This is a genomic window from Sodalis ligni, from assembly GCF_016865525.2.
In the GTDB taxonomy this organism is placed as follows: Bacteria; Pseudomonadota; Gammaproteobacteria; order Enterobacterales; family Enterobacteriaceae; genus Acerihabitans; species Acerihabitans ligni.
The window spans coordinates 2,623,857-2,643,703 of the sequence record NZ_CP075169.1 but is presented as its reverse complement, the minus strand read 5'-3'; the positions used below and the strand labels follow the sequence as shown (position 1 = coordinate 2,643,703).

Here is a 19,847-nt window from a genome sequence, read left to right as displayed (position 1 = left end):
TGTCCCGGCGCAGGACGCGCCGCGCTATTTTTTAAAGTATCCGGCCCGAACCGCGGTACCGATCAGGTTGACAAAAAACCGGCAGGCGGTGATAGCGGTAATGCCGTTAAGATCTTTTTTCGGGGTGATTTCGACGATATCCATGCCGACCACCCGGCCTTTTTTCACCAGGCCCTGAATGATTTTACGCGCCTCGGAATAGGTGACGCCCCCCAGCGCCGGGCCGGCGACGGCGGGCATAATGGTGGGATCGATGCCGTCGGCATCCAGGGTCAGGTAGTAGTTACCGCCGTCGGGGATGCGGCTTAAAATGGCCTCGGCCCCGACATCATGCAGTTCATCGGCGGTAATCAGGTGCGAACCGTAAGCCAGCGCGGCGTCCACTTCCTCCTGGCGGGCCGAACCATTGGCCCGCAGGCCGATTTGGAAAATCTCGCCGATATGTTCCATTTCCGACGCCCGGCGGATAGGGCTGGACAGGCCGTCGGTCACGCCGTTGACTTCCTGCCGCCAATCCAGATGGGCATCGATTTGAATCAGGGTAATGGGACCCATGCTGTCCATGGCCCGCAGCACCGGAATCGGCACGCCGTGGTCGCCGCCGATCACCAGAGGCAAACCGCCGAGGGAGAGGATTTTGCGTATCACCGCTTCGGCGGCGGCATAATGCCCGCCCAATGCGCGCGCATCGCCGACGATATCGCCGCAATCCACCATGCGGATCGGCTGGTTGTCCATCAGCGGGCCGCCGATATCAAAATCGTAGCGTTCTATGCTGCGCACCGCGCGATCGGAGGCCTGGCGCACCGCGGTGGGGGCATTGGTCTGATCGCAGGTGACGTCGTCAATGGAATAAGGCGAACCGTAAGGTATGCCCAGAACCGCGATATCCACCGAGTCGAGGCTGTTTAAATCACTGACGACCTCGGAGTACAGCAGGCTCTTGTGGCCGTGCTTTGGCGCGGTGGTCAGTTCCGGTTTGTATTCACTCATGTTGTTTTCCTATAAAAATTTCATCACGCTGGGGGTTGGGCCGGTCAAGGAGGTATCACTCGGTGCTCCACCACTCGCCCATAGCCCATAATTTTTCCTCGGTATCGCTCACCGAGGCGCGCACATCCACCTTCGCGGTGGCGGCCATCAGGGCCACCAGCAGTTCGCTCACCAGGAAAGCCGGTGTCAGCGTATCGAAAAAGGAGGTGGTCTGTTTTTTCACCAGGATCGTCTCGCCGGCCAGCCGCGCCACCGGCGAGCTGGCGTTGTCGCTGATGGCGACGATTTTGACTTTCTGCTGGGACAGATAGCGGGTCAGGGCCACGGAGCGGCGCGCATAAGGCGACAGGCTGCACACCAGCAGAGCGTCCCTGGGACCCATATTGCTCATCAGGGACATGATGCCGCTCTCCCCCGCCCCTTCCACCAAATGGACGTTATGCTGGAAATAGGCGGCCACATGGCAGAAATGAAACGCCACCGGGAACGATGATCGCAGCCCCAGACAGTAGATATCCCGCGCCGACGACAGCGTTTTGGCGGCCCGCACGATGGCCGCCAGGTTATCGGGCCGGCACAGCTGCTGGATATGGCCGGTGGTGGTGTTGGCCAGATCCAGCAGCAGGGAGCTTTCTCCCACCTTTTGTTTCATTTCCACCAGCGCCGGCACCCGAGAACCATATTCATGACCTTTGGTACGCACGGCGTTGATAAAAATGTCCCGGATATCGTCATAACCCGACAAACCGATGCGTTTCGCCAGCCGGGTCATGGTGGACGGAGGGATACCCGCCAGACGGGCCTGCTCGCGCATGGACATCACCGCCACTTCCTGCGGATGATCAAGGACAAAACTGGCCGCCTGCCGCACCTGTTTCGGCAAGGATTCGTATTGCGCTTTAATGGCCTGACACAGAGCAAGCTGATCCATAGGGTTATCCGTTTTTTGATTCGTCCCAATCATAATTGCAACGGATATGCCAATAATGATTCATTATGATTCAATTGATTCATTAGCGACGCGGCCGAAGGGCGGACGACCAGGAGTAACATCAGGAGAAATAATGAGCCAGGAGGTTAAATGGGGTGATTCATTTGATTCAAATTTGACTGAATTTAATTTTTTCGCTGACAGATCGGCGGTGAAAAATCCATGTAACCCGGACGGTACCCTGCACGATAAGCGGGCCTTCACCGCACTAAGCCAGTGCATTTTCGTCTCATCGCACCAATAAGGACAAGTCCAGATCGCATTGGCGATAGAGCCTGGCGGCGGGGGGAATGGCGATTGTCGGTGCCCCCCTTTTTTTATTTCACGATGACTCCAGCACCGAAATTCGCTGGACTACGCCCCAGCCAGATACAGCATTTTTATCAATAGATTAGGCGAGTTCAACATATGCCGGTGCTTTCCGAAACCTGACCTGACTTCCGACCGCCAGACTCCTATCCGGCCCTTGGAATCCGGGTCTTTCCAAGGAGTCATCATGGCTAAGATCAAACTCATTAAGTCCGCTGTCGATGCGGCGCAACCCCAGGCAGAGGCCGTCGAAATCCGGGACACGCTGGTGCCCGGCTTCCTGTGCAAGATTACTCCGGCGGGTCGCAAGGTGTTCATGCTCCAGTACCGGACGAACGCCGGCGAGCGCCGCAAGCCCTCGCTAGGGCTGTACGGGGAGCTAACCGTCGAACGGGCGCGGTCGCTGGCGCAGGAATGGCTGGCCCAGGTCCGCAGGGGCGGCGATCCCGCCGCAGAGAAAGCGGAGGCGCGCCAGGCCCCCACGGTCAAGGAGCTATGCACGAAGTTCATGGAGGACTACTCCAAGAAGCGCAACAAGCTCAGCACCCAGGCCGGCTATCAGGCCGTCATCAATCGCAACATCATCCCGCTGCTGGGCCGCAAGAAGGTTCAGGACGTGAAGCGGCCTGACATCGCGGGCCTGATGGAAAAGCTCTCGTACAAGCAGACCGAGGCGAACAAGGTCTTCAGCGTCTTGCGCAAGATGTTCAACATGGCCGAGGTATGGGGCTATCGGCCCGACGGCACCAACCCGTGCCGTCATGTCCCGATGTTCCCTGCCGGCAAATCCACCCACCTCATCAGCGACGAAGAGATGGGCGACTTGTTCCGGCGGCTCGACAAGATCGAGTCGGAGGGGCTGGAGAACTACGTCATCCCTTTGGGCATCCGTCTGCAATTCGAGTTTGCTGGCCGGCGCTCGGAAATCATCGCGCTGGAATGAAACTGGGTTGACTTGCAGAACCGGCGCGTCGTCTGGCCTGACAGCAAGACCGGCGGCATGTCCAAGCCCATGAGCGAGGAAGCCTATCAACTACTCTCGACGGCACCCCGGCAGGAGGGCAGCCGCTACGTGCTGCCTTCTCCGAGCCACGCTGGCAAGCATCTGACCACGGGCGAGTACTACGGCGGCTGGAGCCGCGCGCTCAAAGCGGCTGGCGCGATGCACGTGGGCACGCACGGCATCCGCCACCGTTCGGCGACTGACATTGCCAATTCAGGTATCCCGGTCAAGGTCGGCATGGCGCTAACGGTGCACAAGACCGTCGTGATGTTCATGCGCTACGTCCACACCGAGGACAAGCCGGTGCGAGACGCGGCCGAACTGGTGGCGAATCGTCGCAAGACGATCACCGGGATGCAACGAGCTAAGGCGGTGGCGGCATGACCCGGCGCAAGGCGTATGTCGCGTCGCCAGCAGCGCCAGCAGCGCCGGTGGCGCTGCTGGGCGACATCCGGGTACTGATCGAGGCGTCGCACCAGCGCGCCGCCTCGGCGGTCAATGCCGAGCTGACCTTGCTGTTCTGGCGCATCAGTCAGCGCATCCATACGGAAGTGCTGGCCGGGCAGCGGGCCGGGTACGGCGAGGAAATTCTGCCGACGCTGGCCGAGCAACTTGCCCGTGACTACGGGCGGGGTTTCGGAGAGAAGAACCTGCGTCGGATGGTCAAGTTCGCCGCCACGTTCCCAGACGAACCAATTGTCGCGACAATTGAGCTGGTCGCATTTCGTCCTGCTGCTGGCGCTCAAGGAGCCGATGCAGCGGGACTACTACGCGCAGATGGCCGGCGTCGAACGCTGGAGCGTTCGGACACTGCGCGAGCGCATCGACTCGATGCTGTACGAACGCACGGCTTTGTCCAAGAAGCCGGACACGATGATCGCGCAGGAGCTGGCGACTATGCGCGACGCGCAGCGCATCTCGCCGACATTCGAGACCTCGAACACACGGATTTCAGCGTCAGCTCGCCGGCCATCGCGGAGTGTCGCTGCTAGGCCGAACGAGGTTTCATCGCCGAACAGGACCACCGGCGATTCAAGGCCGGATAGATCGAGCGAGCGGCGCGGACCAAAGAACTGGCAGGTATTACCTTCGCGCAGGCCGCTTACCCATCGGCTGCCGGGACCATCGCCATGCGCGAAGGTGGCTGAAATCCCCATTGAGGAACCGAATTCGACGATGCGCTGAACCTTGCGGAACATGGTGACGATCAAGAATAACTCGGAAATACGAAGTCTTCCGCGACATCTTTTTCGCGCTTAGTGGCGCTCGGCTTAAGCAGATTTTGTACGATCTTGCTCGCGAAGAATCTTTGAGCAAGACGAATGAGGGATATCCCGAGCCGCGTGTTCACATGGACCAGCCGGATGAAGCGAGGACTTATCCGCTTCTGCGACGCTTCAACATAGGGTCGCAAAAGCTTTTCATACGCATGGAAAGCCTCAGCGTAATCTACGCTCCGCTTAATTTCGCCAGCGAGTACATAAGAGCCAACTAAAGCCAATGCCGTACCTTCCCCGGTGAACGCCGTCGGACAGTGCGCGGCGTCTCCCAGCAAAACGAACCGGCCGTTCGACCAGGTCGAGGCTTGAACCTGGCTCATCGGTCCGAAATAGAAGTCTTTGACCGTGTCCAGGTCCGCGCTGATGCGATCGGCGACGGTGCCTCGACCTTTCAACGCCTGGAGCAGCAATTCTCGTCGGGCCGCAGGTTTTTCCCCTTCGATGTCGTGGTCCTTTCTGAGGAAGGTGATCAGGACGGTGGTCTCTTTCTCGTTCCCCGGTCTCAGGGTGATAAACGTCCCCCCGATGCCGTTGACCGTATAGGCCCAGTTGTCATCTTCGGGGCGTCGTGGAATCTTGAAGAACGCCATGTAGGCACCCAGGTAGCGCAAATGGGTTTGCTCTGCCAAGACCATGCTCCGGGTTGAGGAGCTGATGCCCTCGGCGCAGATCACCAACTCGAAATCCTCGGTCTCGCCGTTATCGAATGTGACCGACATGCCCGCGCCATTGTTTTCGAGATGGGTGACGAATCTCCCCATGCGATAGTCGCAATCGTCTTTCGTTGCATCGAAGAGGACGCGGGCGAAATCGCCTCGCAGAATCTCAAAATCTGCGGTCAGGGTTCCAAGCGCGCCCTTCGGAAACGTCGCGACCACCTTGCCGGCGGCATCCAGATATTTCTGGCCTTGCTCCAGTGTGTTTTTGGCTTCGATCTCTTCGGCAAGCCCCATCATTTTGATGACCTGCTGCCCCGCTCCCTTGATGTCAACATTCTGACCACCATCCCTGAAGGATTTTGCCTTTTCGACGATGACGACGGAGTAGCCGTACTTGTGCAACCAATAGGCGCATGCGGGGCCGGCAATGCCGCCGCCACAGATCAGTATCTTCTTTTCGATTTTCATTTTTCCGACTCTTTATGAGTGCAACCAGTGGCCGACGGCGCACTTCGGTTTCAATGTCAGAGTCAGGATACGAAATCTGCGGCATGACTACATTCCGCAAATAGGACAATTTATTGCGATTTTTGGTCATAGCCCACGAGGGTATTTGTCCGCAGGCGAACAGAGATCACGCAGCGGTGCGGCGCTCCGCTAAATACCGGGCGGGCGGCTTGCCCAGGGCCTTGCGGAACATGGTGACGAAGGCGCTGGCATCCGCGTAGCCGAGATCGAGCGCCACGGTCAGAACCGATGCCCCTTGGTCGAGACGCTGTAGCGCAATGAGGATGTGAAGCTGCTGGCGCCAGCGGCCGAAGCTCATGCCGGTCTCGCGTGTCAGGGCCCGGGTCAAGGTCCGTGGGGCGACGGCCATGCGCCGCCCCCAGTCGTCTATCGTCGCGCGGTCGCCAGGGTCGGCCATCATCGCGGTGGCGATCTTGCGCAACTTGGCATCGACCGGCATCGGGAAGTTCAACTTTTCGACGGGTGCCACAGACAGTTGGTCGAGCAGTACCGTGGCGATCCTGCCATCGGCACCGTCAATGTCGTACAGGACCGGCATCTGGGTGGCGTGCAGCAGCAGACGTTCCAGCAGCGGTGAGATCGACAGCGTGCTGCATTGTCGAGGCAGTGCCGGCGCCGCATCCGGCTCGACGAACAGAACATAGACCTCGACATTTCCGGCGAAGGTCACGCTGTGGGGAACATCGTCAGGAATCCACACCGCACAGCGCGGTGGCACGATCCAGACGCCTTGCTCGGCTTCGCACCTGACGATGCCTCGCAAGGTCAGAATAAGCTCCGCCTTCCGATGCGCGTGAATGGGCAACTCCATGCCCTGGGTGACCATGGTGCCGCCGACGGCGACGATGGCGCGGGGCACATTCTGGGTCTCGAAATCAACACCCTTGGCGACATCGTGGTAGTTTTCCTCGGGACGATAGAAAGGCATGGCGGGTGACGACCGATCCAAATGTGATTGGCTAGATTTAACAATATTAATACACTATTGCGATTTTCAACACACGAGCTCCGTTTTACTTGGCGATTGCTCCATCACTCACAGTCGGTCATCGAGCACCGGACCACCTGATGCTTGAAGCTCCTGGCCACGACGCGCTCGCCCAGCTGTTTGAAGCAGTGCGTGGGGGATTGCGATGAGCACGCCGACAAAGAAGCTGAGACTCGGGCCGCTGCCATCCAGTACCAGCAGCAAGCTGACCTTCACATGCCTGGCCAGCTCGAAGGCTGACCTCGACCTCTATGCGGCGTTGCATGCCCAGGCCTACGGTGAGACAGTGGACGCGGTGACGTTGATTCCGCACATGCTGGAAGCGTTCATGGCTGGAGACCGGGGATTCAAGAAAAGGACGCGGCAAAGCCAGCGTCGCAGAAGCCGCTCCAGCGAGAAGTAACACCTCCATAGGCAAAGTCACAGTGTCAAAGCATCCTTGAACGCGCAGTCTCCGAACTGCGCGTTCGCATTTTGGGAATTAGCCCTTTGTATTGCTCGCATATGATTACGGAGTAAGCGGCCGATGCCTTCATTCGTGTTGCCCGCTCTGGCACGCCAAGACCCGCAACCGCAAGGCTCCTATGTGGCCCCATCCGACAAATTTACAGTGAGTTGAAGTCCCCAGTAAACACACTAATCTCTTACTTTATATAGGTTTTTGCATTGCGCCCAACATCAAAAAGGCTTGACAGCGGACATTTTTATTGCCGTTTGGCAAAATGATTGTGCTAATTCACATGCGAGTCAGTTTCAACCATGTAGAATAATAGTGATCTTCATTCATGGGAGGCTAAGATTAAATTTCCTTTCCAGCAGGAAGATGGCCTGTTATTATTTTTTGTAAATACTAAATTAAATAACCCGTTTTAGCATTACACATAAGATAAAAAATAAATAAAAATAACCAATAAATAATATTTATTTAATTTAACTTTTTTATTCAAAAAATTAAATTCACCAGGATACCAGCTCATGGAAAAATCATATCATCCATCAAAGAAATTATAACTGACGTATTTATTCTCCGGTATTGTCCTTGTACCTGTTGCCTATTATTGGGGCGCGCAATCTTCAAAAACCGGGGTCAAAACAGATTTTAGAAAATTTCGCGTTAGCATTAAATGAATTATCGACCACCCCCATGGCGCTTTATAGGGCTAACCCTAAATAACTGCGCCTAATAGTAGATCACCGAAGGGAACTCAATCCGGTTTGAGCGATCTGATCAATCGCCAAACATCACAAATCACCAACCGGACTGAGTTATGCCGATCATAGCACCCATACCCAGAAATGAACGACGCCAGATGCAAAAAATTGTCCAGAAAACGGCAGATAAGAATCATGCCAGACGCCTTATTGCCATGTTGATGTTGCACCGGGGTGAATCGCTGACTTGCGTTGCTAAAACCCTATGTGCCGCCCGTTCTTCCGTCGGACGCTGGATTAATTGGTTCACGTTATTTGGTATTGAAGGTCTGAAAAGTCTGCCACCGGGCCGTCAAAAAAAATGGCCTGTCGACGCCATGCTGCGAATGCTCAATTTGCTTGTTCAGCGCTCCCCGCAAGATTTTGGCTATCTGCGCTCACGCTGGAGTACCGAGATGTTAACGATTGAAATTAATAAGTTATTTAACTCTACGTTGCATCCTGGCTCACTTCGCCGTTGGTTGCCAGGAGCCGGCATTGTCTGGCGCAGAGCGGCTCCGACCTTGCATATTCGGGATCCTCACAGGGAAGAAAAGCTGGCTGCAATTGATGAGGCATTGGCAAAGAACAGTGCTGAACATCCCGTGTTTTACGAGGATGAAGTTGATATCGATCTCAACCCAAAAATCGGCGCGGACTGGCAGAAAAAAGGTCAGCAGAAACGCATCCCTACGCCGGGTAAAAATGAAAAACATTACCTTGCAGGTGCGCTGCATGCTGGAACGGGCAGAGTGGATTACGTGAGTGGAACACGTAAAAACTCAGGCTTGTTCATCGATATGCTATGCCAGCTGAGAAGCACGTATCGCAGCGCCAAAACGATCACCCTTATTGTCGATAATTACATCATTCACAAAAGTAAAAAGACATTGAAGTGGTTGAAGAAGAATCCAAAATTTATTCTTATTTATCAGCCGATTTACTCGCCATGGGTGAACAAAATAGAGCTCTTATGGTTAGCATTACACGAAACGGTGACCCGCAATCATCACTGTAAAACAATGTGGGAGTTACTAAAAAATGTCAGACAATTTATGAAAACCGCATCACCTTTCCCAGGCAACAAACCTGGACTAACAAAAGTGGAGCGGTAATAGGCGCAGTTATTTAGAACCGGACAGTATAATTTAGTTTTGGATAAAACGAGGATAACGACAAAAATCGCCATCCAGGGCAATGATTTGTTTATTGCATCAGTCACGAAAGTATTAAACGACATCAAGCAGGTCCCGATGGGGCAAAAAATTCTGCGGGCCTTGCATGAGAAAGCCTTCACCATTCAACCCCCGACCATGAGTGCCATAGACCGTTATGCTGACGGTCGGTTTTACGCCAAAACAGCGCCGGCGGGGCCATCGCGTTCGACCCCGGAAATTTTATGTTGGCGACGGGTCAACAATAAAGACGGAGCTTTGGCGTTATCGTGATCCCGCCATTGGCCTTTACCATGAATTATTGCATATTTATTATAATCACTATCCTGCCGAGTTTAAACCGGTAGGTGCAGACACAGCCGAATTTATTTACGGCGGTTGGACCGAACTCGAAGAGGCAATGATCACCGGCGTCAGCTATAAACATCCTGAGACTCAAAAAATATGATTTTATAAAAGATGATTATATAAAAGAAAATGGACAGGAAATTATTTCCGAAAATCAATTTAGAAAACCAATGCCCTCATAAGGGGCCATGATATCTATTTTAGACGGCCTTATTACGTTAAACCGGACAAGCTGACACCCAAACAAATTAAGTTCCGTTTAACCTACAACTAAAAAATGGACCTTGATTTTTAAGATAATGCAAGACAATCAATGGTGGGAGAAGCGCCTATTTTTGTTGATGGTTAACAACACATTTTAAACAAATGATTATGAAAACAACTTAAAAGCGGTGATACCTGTTTTTAATCAGTATGACATCCGGAGCCAATTGTCTATAGTCGCGTTGGTACGCAGTCCCATTGATCCCTATAATAATTTAGGAGAAATATTAATTATGTGAATCGCGGAATATTTTACCTGTTTCCCGAAGCAAGATTTTTCAGATGGTAACGCTCAGTTAAGAAATGGTGATTGGGCTCCCGCTTATCAAGGGAATTGGGAATGTTGGGCCAAAGAAGCTTGGTTTGAAGAAAAGGAAAATAGGCAAATAGCCTGGCACAGATTAAAAGAATGTTACCTACATCGGCAGGAAGAACTTGATTTATCCCATCTCGGATTGCGCTGCTTGCCGATATTACCCCGCCAGGTGAACATCCTCAATGCCAGCCACAATAAGTTAACCGGCTTACCTTATCCATATCCAACAAAGCTCATTCAGGTTGACCTTAGTAACAATGATATTGAACAAGTCCCTTCAGATTTACTTTATGAGGCGGAAGAGTTAATTCTTACTGGGAATCCTCTGAACAAAAAATTTAGGAAGACATTGCATTACCCGACGATGACCCATGTGAAATTTGAGGAAAACCCGCCAAAGCCACCTCACCACACGGAACAATGTGTTGTGATGAACCTAAGTTGGCCAAGCGAAGCGACCGTTAAACTCTCGACAAAAAAATGACGGCAATGAACTAGGGGGGTAACCCCTTATTTAAGTCTCTCTTTCAGCGCTAAGCCCCGGCACTCGCGCAAACTCTCTAGCATTATATCAAGGGGAGATCATAGTACGCACGAGTCATTAAATTTTATTCATTTTCTTTCTTATAATGCTCAATAAGAAACGCCGGCAGCACCCGCGCATGGTTACGCTCCCTGTCGCGGGAGGCATACAGCAGCGTGACGTTCCCTTGCCCGGCGCGATCGAGTAACGCCTTCCAGGCCGGGATGTTCGCCCCAAGCTCCCGGCGGTAGGCTTTGCCAAATTCATCAAAATTTAACGATGAGCTATGAAAGGCTGTTCTTAAGTCGCTGGACGGCGCCACATCCCGGCACCATTCGTCATAGGCCAGGTCGGTTTTTTTTAATCCCCGCGGCCACATGCGATCGACCAGCACCCGATAACCATCGTCTTTTTCAACGCGATCGTAGACCCGTTTGCATGATATGGTCATTTTTTACTCCGGTATTTTTCCGGCAATGGCGGAACAGGACGTTTGCCATCCAGCAAATGTCGCAAGGCCAATAGCGGATGACGCCATAACATCCGGGGACCGGCCCAGCGCATGATTTGCTTTATTTCTTCCCGCTTGGCGAAGGGATAGCAGTGAACGGGACAGTGTTTACAGGCCGGTTTTTCTTCGCCGAAGACACAGCAATCGAGGCGTTTAGCGGCGTATTCATACAGTGCCTGATAATGAAAGGGATCGGGCAAGGCTTCCGGGCTGCGGCGCGCATAGAGCGCAATCATTTTGTAAAGGGTGAGCTTCTCTCGCAAAATCCGCTTTCCTGTCATTGTAGGCATCCTCAACGAAACACGCTTTTCTTAGTGCCGGTTGCGCACCAGTTGGTAACGCCGGGTCAGGTACTCCACCGGCGCGCTCCAGATATGCACCAGCCGGCAGAACGGAAACATGAGAAATAGCGTCATGCCCAGCACCAGATGCAGGCGATAGATAAACGCGACGCCGGCAAGGTGCGCCGAGGCGCCGGTATGGAAAGTCACCACCGCCTGGGCCCAGCCCACCAGCTTCATCATTTCGCTGCCGTCCGGGTGCCGGGCGGAAAACGGAATGGTCAGCAGGCCGAGGCAGACCTGTACCACCAGCAGGGTGAGGATCATGATATCCCCAAAGCTGGAATTGGCCCGCACGCGCGGATTCAACAATCGGCGTTTTAACAGCAGCCCGCCCCCCGCCAGGGTCAGCAGCCCGCAAATCCCCCCGGCCCCCATGGCCAGCTTTTGTTTCAGCGCCACGGACAAAAAGAGCTCATAGACCCAGTGGGGCGTCAGCAGGCCGAACAAATGGCCGAAGAAGATGCCGAGGATACCGATATGAAACAGGTTGGACGCCAGGCGCATCCCCTTTTTGTCCAGTATCTGGCTCGATCCGGCCCGCCAGCTATATTGCCCGTAGTCATAGCGAATCCAGCTGCCGATGAGGAATACCGCGCCGGCGATATAGGGATAGATATCGAAAAAGAATGCATTGAGAAATGCCATGATTATTGTCCTTTGCTGTCGGCGGCCGGCCGCGCCGGGGCTTGTCCGATATCCAGATATTGCGGCGCCACCGCGCCGGCAAAACGACGTTGGTGCCGGGTCTGCTCCGCCGTGTCACAGCCCTCCCCGCCCAGGAACGTGACCTGCTCCTCTTCCCACACCGCGTCCAGCGCCGCCGGGGTGTCGTCCCGCGCTTCGCCGGCGATCTGTTCCCGCAGGGTCGTGCTGCGCAGTTCGCTGTCGCACAGGCTCAGCAGGAGATCGAACAGTTCGGCATAGCGGCTCTCGCGCTGCCGCAGCCGCGCCCCCAGCAGAGCCAGGATGGGCGCGATATCCCGCAGCCCTTCCTGGGCGTCATCCGGCGGGCACAGGGAGAGGTATTCCAGATACAGCGGCAAAAAGTCCGGCAGCTCGCGGCTGTCTAGCCGCAGACCGGCATCGCGATACTGCTGCAGTAAATCCACCATCGCCTGGCCGCGATCGCGTGATTCGCCGTGGACATGTTCGAACAGCAGCAGCGACATGGCGCGGCCTCTGTCGAACAGTCCGCAATAGGCTTCCTGGGCGTCCAGCAGCGTTCCGTCGCAGTACTGCCGGATAAAATCCGTCAGCGGCGCGCTTTGGGCGGCGGTAAGCTCAGCGGCGGCCCGGACCGCCGAGTTAAGCTCTGCCCGGTTATCCCGGACATCCTGCTGCGGATAATCCAGCAACATGCCGATAATCTTCAGGCTAATCATGGGAACCCCCACGGGCGGTGTTACCGCTGATATCGATGGCGTCGATACGGCGGGTATCGAACAGATTGAAACGGCTGTCGCTGCCGCGGCAGCCGTCGCCAAAGCTGAAACCACAGCCCCTGGTCTCCGGGAAGGCTTCCCGCGCCAGCTCCCGATGGCTGGAGGGCACCACGAAACGATCCTCATAGTTGGCGATGGCCAGGTAGCGGTACATTTCCCGGGCCTGCGCCTCGGTGAGTCCCACCTCGTCCAAGGCGCTGATATCCGATATCCCCTCCACGGTTTCGGCGCGTTTGTAATGACGCATGGCCAACAGACGTTTCAACGCCAGCAGCACCGGCGCGGTATCGCCGGCAGTGAGCATATTGGCCAGGTACTGCACCGGTATGCGCAGGCTTTCCACATCCGGCAGCACGCCGCTCAGGGGCAAATTTCCGCCGTCGGCGGCGGACTGGATGGGGGACAGCGGCGGGACATACCAGACCATCGGCAGCGTGCGGTATTCCGGATGCAGCGGCAGCGCCAGCTTCCAGTCCACCGCCAGCTTATAGACCGGGGACTGTTGGGCCGCGTCGATTACCCCTTGGGGTATGCCGTCCCGCAGCGCCTGGGCGATAACCTGCGGATCGTTGGGATCGAGAAAAATATCCAGCTGGCTTTGGTAGAGATGCTGCTCATCTTCCGCCAGCGCCGCCTGTTCGATGCGGTCGGCGTCATAGAGCAGAACCCCCAGATAGCGGATGCGCCCGACGCAGGTTTCTGAGCAGACGGTGGGCTGCCCCGCTTCGATACGCGGATAGCAGAAAATGCATTTCTCCGACTTGCCGCTTTTCCAGTTGAAGTAAATCTTTTTGTAGGGGCAGCCGGTAAGGCACATGCGCCAGCCGCGGCATTTGTCCTGATCGATAAGCACGATGCCGTCTTCGCCGCGCTTGTAAATAGCGCCGCTCGGGCAGGTCGCCACGCAGGCCGGATTAAGGCAGTGCTCGCACAGGCGGGGCAAATACATCATAAAGGGGTTTTCATACTCGCCGTACATGGCTTTTTGCATATTATCGAAGTTGCGGTCCCGGGCGCGCTGTTCAAACTCGCCGCCGAGGATATCTTCCCAGTTCGCGCTGCCGACAATCTTTTTCATTCGCCGGCCGGACAGCAGCGATCGGGGACGCGCCACCGGCTGGTGTTTACCCGCCGGCGCGGTATGCAGGTTTTGGTAGTCGTAATCGAACGGCTCGTAATAGTCATCGATTTCCGGCATATGGGGGTTGGCGAAGATATTCGACAGCAGCCCGACGCGGCTGCCCATGCGCGTCTGCAGCCGGCCCTTGATGGTGCGGATCCAGCCCCCCTGCCACTTTTCCTGGTCTTCCCAGGCATTGGGATAACCGATGCCAGGCTTGCTCTCGACGTTGTTGAACCAGGCGTATTCCATGCCTTCCCGGCTGGTCCAGACATTTTTACAGGTCACCGAACAGGTGTGGCAGCCGATGCATTTATCAAGATTGAGCACCATGCCTACTTGGGAGCGAATGTTCATTTTACCCTCGCCGTATAGTGTGAGGTTCCCGCCGCCGCGTTGCCCTGGGCGTCGTCATTGCCTTCGCCGTCCAGCCAGTCGATACGGTCCATTCTGCGGATCACCACATATTCATCGCGATTGGAGCCGACGGTGCCGTAATAGTTGAAGCCGTAGGCCAACTGGGCATAACCGCCGATCATATGTGTGGGTTTCGGGCAGACCCGGGTCACGGAATTATGTATACCGCCGCGCTGGCCGGTGATTTCCGAACCGGGGAGATTCATGATCCGCTCCTGGGCGTGATACATCATGATCATGCCGGCGGGAATGCGTTGGCTCACCACCGCCCTGGCGCTGAGGGCGCCGTTGGCGTTGAACGCTTCCACCCAGTCGTTATCGGCAATGCCCAGTTCCCGCGCGTCATCCTCGCTTAACCAGAGGATCGGTCCCCCCCTGGAGAGGGTCAGCATCAGCAGGTTGTCGCTGTAGGTGGAGTGAATGCCCCATTTCTGATGCGGCGTCAAAAAGTTCAGCGCCTTCTCCGGATTGCCGTTGGGTTTAAGATTCAGCTGCGACACGGCGGCGCGGGTATCGATGGGGGGGCGATAGACCGGCAGGCTTTCGCCAAACGCGCGCATCCACTCATGGTCCTGATAGAGCTGCTGCCGGCCCGACAAGGTGCGCCAGGGAATGAGTTCATGCACATTGGTATAGCCGGCGGTGTAGGAGACATGTTCATCCTCCAGTCCGGACCAGATGGGGCTGGAGATGATTTTACGCGGCTGCGCCTGCAAATCTCGGAAACGGATTTTTTCGTCTTTTTTATTGAGGGCCAGATGGCGGTGGTCAAGGCCGGTGGCGACCCCTAGCGACGTCCAGGCCTTTACCGCCACCTGGCCGTTGGTTTCCGGCGCCAGCGACAGAATCACTTCCGCGGCATCAACGGCGGTATCGATATTGGGACGGCCGGCGGCGGCGCCGTCGAGCTTGGCGCGGTTCAGCTTGCGCAGGAAATCCACTTCCGTCAGGGTATCCCAGTTGATGCCTTTGCCGCCGTTGCCGAGCTTATCCATCAGCGGACCCAGAGAGGTGAAGCGTTCATAGGTATTAGGGTAGTCTCGTTCCACCACCATGAGATGAGGCGCGGTTTTACCCGGAATCAGCGGGCATTCGCCCTTTTTCCAGTCCGTCACGCCATAGGGCTGCGCCAGTTCGGCATTGGAATCGTGCTGGATGGGCAGGGTCACCACATCCGTTTCCACCCCCAGATGCCCCCGGCAAACCTGTGAAAACGCCTTGGCGATGCCTTTATAGATTTCCCAATCGCTTTTTGATTCCCAGGCCGGGTCCACCGCGGCCGAAAAGGGGTGGATAAAGGGATGCATATCGGAGGTATTCAAATCGTCCTTTTCATACCAGGTGGCAGTGGGCAGCACGATATCGGAATAAAGGCAGGTGCTGGACATGCGGAAATCCAGCGTCACCACCAAATCGAGCTTGCCTTCGCCCCCCTGCTCCCGCCACTCCGCCTCTTCCGGCATCACGCCCCCCTGCCGGCCGAGATCCTGGCCCTGGATGCCGTGCTCGGTGCCCAGCAGGTATTTCAGCATGTACTCATGGCCTTTGCCGGAGGATCCGAGCAAATTGGAGCGCCAGACAAACAGGTTGCGGGGAAAGTTTTGCGGGTCATCCGGCTGCTCGGCGGCAAAGCGCAGCGAGCCATCCTGCAGCCCCTTCACGCTGTACTCCTGCGGCGTGAGTCCGGCGGCTTTGGCGCTGTGGGCAATGGAGAGCGGATTGGTATTGAGCTGCGGCGCGGAAGGCAGCCAGCCCATGCGTTCGGCGCGGATGTTGAAATCGATCAGGCTGCCGGTGAAGCGGGACTTATCCGCCAGGGGGGACAGCAGTTCCTGGGGCGACAGGGTCTCATAACGCCACTGGCTGGAGTGGTTGTAGAAAAACGAGGTGCTGTTCATTTGCCGGGGCGGGCGCTGCCAGTCCAGGCCGAAGGCCAGCGGCAGCCAGCCGGTTTGCGGCCGCAGCTTTTCCTGGCCGACATAGTGCGCCCAGCCGCCGCCGCTTTGCCCGATACAGCCGCAGAAAACCAGCATGTTGATCAGGCCCCGGTAGCTCATATCCATGTGGTACCAGTGGTTAATGCCGGCGCCGAGGATAATCATGGAGCGCCCATGGGTTTTATCGGCATTATCGGCGAATTCCCGCGCCACGCGGATGATATTCGCCCGGGAAACGCCGCTGACCTTTTCGCCCCAGGCCGGGCTGTAGGCCTTGATGTCATCGTAACCGCCGGCACAGTTTTCATCCCCCAATCCGCGATCAATGCCGTAATTGGCCAGGGTCAGGTCGTAGACGCTGGTGACCAGCGCTTCGCTGCCATCCGCCAGAGTGAGGGATTTCACCGGTAAACGGTGCCGCAGGATATTATCCAGCGGCACCGAATTGAAATGTTCCCGTTCGGTACCGCCGAAGTAGGGAAACCCCACCTCCACCACCCGGTCATGGCGGTCCAGCAGGCTCAGTTGCAGCGTGGTTTCCCGGCCATCGCCGTCCAGCTGCTGCAGATTCCATTTGCCCTTTTCGCCCCAGCGGAAACCGATGGAACCCAGCGGCACCGTCAGTTCGCCGCCGCCGGCATCAATGGCCACGGTTTTCCACTGCGGGTTATTGCTCTGCCCCAGGCCTTCAACCAGATCGGCGGCCCGCAGCAACCGGCCGGCGGCATAATAGCCGTCCCGCTGCTCCAGCAGCACCAGCATGGGCATATCGGTGTAACGGCGGACATAATCCAGGAAATATGCGCTCTGCCGGTTGATATAAAACTCCTGCAGAATCACATGGCCCAGCGCCAATGCCAGCGCGCTGTCCGTGCCCTGCTTGGGATGCAGCCACAGGTCGCACAGCTTGGCCACCTCGGAATAGTCGGGCGTCACGGCGACGGTTTTGGTGCCCTTGTAGCGGACCTCGGTGAAAAAGTGGGCGTCCGGCGTCCGGGTCTGGGGTACGTTGGAGCCCCAGGCGATGATATAGGAGGAGTTGTACCAGTCCGCCGCTTCCGGCACATCGGTCTGTTCGCCCCAGGTCATGGGCGAGGCGGGGGGCAAATCGCAATACCAATCATAAAAACTCAGGCAAACGCCGCCGATAAGGGACAGATAACGGGTGCCGGCGGCGTAGGACACCATCGACATCGCCGGGATGGGGGAAAAGCCGATGATGCGATCCGGGCCGTAGGTTTTCGCGGTATAGACATTGGCGGCGGCAATCAGCTCATTGGCTTCCTCCCAGGTGGTGCGGACAAATCCGCCGCGTCCGCGCGCCTGTTTGTAGCGCCGGACGGCGGCGGGGTTGTCCATGATGGCCGCCCAGGCATCCACCGGATCTTCATGCGCCCCACGGGCCTCGCGCCATAAAGAGAGCAGCAGCTTGCGCATCTGGGGATATTTCAGCCGGTTGGCGCTGTAAAGATACCAGGAGTAGCTGGCGCCGCGCGGGCACCCCCGCGGTTCGTGGTTCGGCATATCCGGCCGGGTGCGGGGGTAATCGGTTTGTTGGGTTTCCCAGGTCACCAGACCGTTTTTGACATAGATTTTCCAGCTGCATGAGCCGGTACAGTTCACGCCATGGGTGGACCGCACGATTTTGTCGTGCTGCCAGCGGCTGCGGTAGCCGTCTTCCCAATCGCGGTTGGTATTCAGCGTCTGGCCGTGGCCGTCGGCGAAGGGCTTGTCCAACTGGCTGAAATAGCGGAACCTGTCGAGAAATTTGCTCATCCGGGTGTCTCCAGGTTGATGATGAAAGGCTGCCCATGCAGTTTGAGCTCAATGACATAGTGCCCGGTCGGGACAGGATGCCGGATCGTATCAATACGGTAAGTCCTGCCGTGAATCCATCCATGGAGGCTCGATCCGCGCGATTACGGCTACCTTCCTTGGTAGCCGCCCTGCGGGCCAACGCCTGACGGCGTTGTTCCAATACGCTCCCGGCGTATTGGTCCATGGCGCGGACGGTTTACTCTTCCGGCATCCTGTCCCTCCTTATTGATTCCGAGCATATCTGTCAGCTGTCTGGAACTACGATCAACGCGGTTTTCTGGTGGCCAGGCCGTTATTGATATTGCGGCCGTAGACAAACCAGGTGATCAAGACGCATACCACGTAAAACACCAGAAACAGCTTCATTGCCCCGGCCGGCGAGCCGGTGAGCGCCAGGGACATGCCGAACGCCTGGGGGATGAAAAAGCCCCCCGCCGCGCCGATGGCGGAAATAAACCCCAGCGCGGCGGCGGATTCGGTGGCGGCTTCCCGCTGCGCTTCCTCATTGCTGCCGCCCTGGGCCAGTACCCGCGATACCGCCAGCCGCCGCAGGATCACCGTGATCATTTGGAAAGTGGAACCGCTGCCCAGTCCGGCGGTAAGGAACAGCAAAAGGAACACGCCGAGAAACGCGGCGAAAGAGCCGCCCTGACCGTGGCTGGGCAGCGTAAGGAACAGCAGCGCGACAAATACCGCCATCAGGATGAAATTCACGAGCGTTACCCGGATACCGCCGAGCCGGTCCGACAAGGCGCCGCCGGCGGAACGCGCCAGCGCGCCGACAAACGGGCCGAAAAAGGCGTAATGCAGGATTTGCATGGCGGGGAACTGCGTTTTCGCCAACATGGCGAACCCGGCCGAAAAGCCGATAAAGGAACCGAAGGTCGCCAGGTAAAGCAGGCTGAGAACCCACATATGCCCGCGTTTAAGCACCAAGAGCTGACGGCTGAGGGACGCACGGGCGGTGGCGAGATCGTTCATGCCGAACCAGGCCAAAACGGTGGCGATAAGCAGCAGCGGCACCCAGATCCAAGCCGCGTTTTCCAGCCATAACCGGCTGCCGTCCGCCTGCAGTTGGCCGGCGCCGCCGAAAAAAGAAAACATCGAGAAGGAGATGGCCAGCGGGGCCACCAGCTGCATGACGCTGACGCCCAGATTACCCATGCCGCCGTTGAGCCCCAGCGCGCTGCCCTGTCTGGCCTTCGGGAAGAAAAAGCTGATATTGGCCATGCTCGAGGCGAAGTTGGCGCCGGCGAAGCCGCACAGCAGGGCGATAGCGACGAAGACGCCGAACGGCGTACGGGGATCCTGCACCGCGGCGCCAAGCCACAGGCAGGGAATCACCATGAACAGGGTGCTGATGGCGGTCCAGCGGCGCCCGCCCATCAGCGGCACCATAAAAGAGTACGGCACCCGCAGGATGGCGCCCGACACCGCGGGCAGCGCGGTAAGCAAAAACAGCTGGTCGGTGGTAAAATGGAAACCAACCTTGTTCAGGTTGACCGCCACCGCGCTGAACAGCATCCAGACGCAGAACGCCAGCAGCAGGCAATAAATGGAAATCCAGAGATTGCGACGGGCGACGGGCTGTCCGTAAGTACGCCAGAATTCAGGCTGCTCCGGCTGCCACTGTTCGATAACGGCGCCCCGTGGTGCGCTGACGGGTCGGGTAAGAGGATTCATGAAAAGC

17 protein-coding genes and 1 pseudogene are annotated in these 19,847 nt (G+C 56.8%); 7 read left to right on the top strand and 11 right to left on the bottom strand.

The genetic code is table 11. The features are described 5' to 3' along the window. Positions 1-24 precede the first annotated feature (24 nt). Both GTU79_RS12280 and GTU79_RS12275 read right to left on the bottom strand, forming a co-directional pair. Positions 25-993 (bottom strand): agmatinase, encoded by a 969-nt coding sequence (locus tag GTU79_RS12280; protein WP_203521715.1) that lies wholly within the window; start codon positions 991-993, stop codon positions 25-27. A gap of 55 nt (positions 994-1,048) precedes the next feature. Then, the gene (locus GTU79_RS12275; RefSeq protein WP_132921920.1) at positions 1,049-1,924 is read right to left on the bottom strand and encodes a MurR/RpiR family transcriptional regulator; all 876 of its coding nucleotides are present in this window, start codon (positions 1,922-1,924) and stop codon (positions 1,049-1,051) included. Between the two features lie 556 nt (positions 1,925-2,480). Between GTU79_RS12275 and GTU79_RS31815 the strand changes: the two genes are divergently transcribed. The 3 genes and pseudogenes from GTU79_RS31815 to GTU79_RS12265 all read left to right on the top strand — a co-directional run bounded on the left by GTU79_RS31815 (position 2,481) and on the right by GTU79_RS12265 (position 4,481). After that, a complete protein-coding gene (locus GTU79_RS31815; RefSeq protein ID WP_476749681.1) occupies positions 2,481-3,236 on the top strand; it encodes an integrase arm-type DNA-binding domain-containing protein in 756 nt (251 codons plus the stop codon). Between the two features lie 57 nt (positions 3,237-3,293). Then, positions 3,294-3,680, top strand: a complete 387-nt coding sequence (locus GTU79_RS31810; RefSeq protein ID WP_476749680.1) for a tyrosine-type recombinase/integrase — start codon at positions 3,294-3,296, stop codon at positions 3,678-3,680. Continuing rightward, positions 3,677-4,481 (top strand): annotated as a pseudogene (locus GTU79_RS12265) (DUF1016 N-terminal domain-containing protein). The gene GTU79_RS31810 and the pseudogene GTU79_RS12265 overlap by 4 nt, the downstream one beginning before the upstream one ends. A 22-nt stretch (positions 4,482-4,503) precedes the next feature. On the opposite strand, the gene GTU79_RS12260 reads toward GTU79_RS12265, so the two are convergent. Then, positions 4,504-5,703, bottom strand: coding sequence for an FAD-dependent monooxygenase (locus GTU79_RS12260; protein ID WP_214513983.1), 1,200 nt, complete (start codon positions 5,701-5,703; stop codon positions 4,504-4,506). Positions 5,704-5,869: 166 nt separating this feature from the next. After that, positions 5,870-6,691: an AraC family transcriptional regulator gene (locus GTU79_RS12255; protein WP_203521717.1), complete on the bottom strand. Its 822-nt coding sequence runs from the start codon at positions 6,689-6,691 to the stop codon at positions 5,870-5,872. A 205-nt stretch (positions 6,692-6,896) separates the two neighbouring features. Here GTU79_RS12255 and GTU79_RS12250 point away from each other — a divergent pair, with 205 nt between their 5' ends. The 4 genes from GTU79_RS12250 (at position 6,897) to GTU79_RS12235 (ending at position 10,529) form a co-directional block, all read left to right on the top strand. Further along, entirely contained in the window at positions 6,897-7,154 is a 258-nt protein-coding gene (locus GTU79_RS12250; protein ID WP_214513982.1) for a DUF2274 domain-containing protein, read from the top strand. Between the two features lie 865 nt (positions 7,155-8,019). Beyond that, a complete protein-coding gene (locus GTU79_RS12245; RefSeq protein WP_203520777.1) occupies positions 8,020-9,057 on the top strand; it encodes an IS630 family transposase in 1,038 nt (345 codons plus the stop codon). Positions 9,058-9,274: 217 nt separating this feature from the next. Continuing rightward, positions 9,275-9,565, top strand: coding sequence for a hypothetical protein (locus GTU79_RS12240; RefSeq protein ID WP_214513981.1), 291 nt, complete (start codon positions 9,275-9,277; stop codon positions 9,563-9,565). Positions 9,566-10,193: 628 nt separating this feature from the next. Continuing rightward, complete coding sequence (locus tag GTU79_RS12235; RefSeq protein WP_203521720.1) at positions 10,194-10,529, top strand: hypothetical protein; 336 nt, start codon at positions 10,194-10,196, stop codon at positions 10,527-10,529. 124 nt (positions 10,530-10,653) lie between these two features. Here the strand turns inward: GTU79_RS12235 and GTU79_RS12230 are convergent, their stop codons facing one another. The 7 genes from GTU79_RS12230 to GTU79_RS12200 all read right to left on the bottom strand — a co-directional run bounded on the left by GTU79_RS12230 (position 10,654) and on the right by GTU79_RS12200 (position 19,840). Next, positions 10,654-11,019: a DUF488 domain-containing protein gene (locus GTU79_RS12230; protein WP_214513980.1), complete on the bottom strand. Its 366-nt coding sequence runs from the start codon at positions 11,017-11,019 to the stop codon at positions 10,654-10,656. Then, positions 11,016-11,360, bottom strand: coding sequence for a nitrous oxide-stimulated promoter family protein (locus GTU79_RS12225; RefSeq protein WP_203521722.1), 345 nt, complete (start codon positions 11,358-11,360; stop codon positions 11,016-11,018). Before GTU79_RS12225 ends, GTU79_RS12230 begins: the two co-directional genes overlap by 4 nt. 30 nt (positions 11,361-11,390) lie before the next feature. Further along, positions 11,391-12,068 carry a respiratory nitrate reductase subunit gamma gene (narI, locus tag GTU79_RS12220; protein WP_203521723.1) on the bottom strand — a complete coding sequence of 226 codons (678 nt, stop codon included), beginning with the start codon at positions 12,066-12,068 and terminating at the stop codon, positions 11,391-11,393. 2 nt (positions 12,069-12,070) lie between these two features. After that, positions 12,071-12,805 (bottom strand): nitrate reductase molybdenum cofactor assembly chaperone, encoded by a 735-nt coding sequence (narJ, locus tag GTU79_RS12215; protein WP_203521724.1) that lies wholly within the window; start codon positions 12,803-12,805, stop codon positions 12,071-12,073. Further along, positions 12,798-14,342, bottom strand: a complete 1,545-nt coding sequence (narH, locus tag GTU79_RS12210; protein ID WP_214513979.1) for a nitrate reductase subunit beta — start codon at positions 14,340-14,342, stop codon at positions 12,798-12,800. Before narH ends, narJ begins: the two co-directional genes overlap by 8 nt. Beyond that, positions 14,339-18,115 (bottom strand): nitrate reductase subunit alpha, encoded by a 3,777-nt coding sequence (locus tag GTU79_RS12205; RefSeq protein WP_203521726.1) that lies wholly within the window; start codon positions 18,113-18,115, stop codon positions 14,339-14,341. The genes narH and GTU79_RS12205 overlap by 4 nt, the downstream gene beginning before the upstream one ends. Positions 18,116-18,421: 306 nt before the next feature. Beyond that, entirely contained in the window at positions 18,422-19,840 is a 1,419-nt protein-coding gene (locus GTU79_RS12200) for a NarK family nitrate/nitrite MFS transporter (protein ID WP_132921929.1), read from the bottom strand. Between the last annotated feature and the right edge of the window lie 7 nt (positions 19,841-19,847).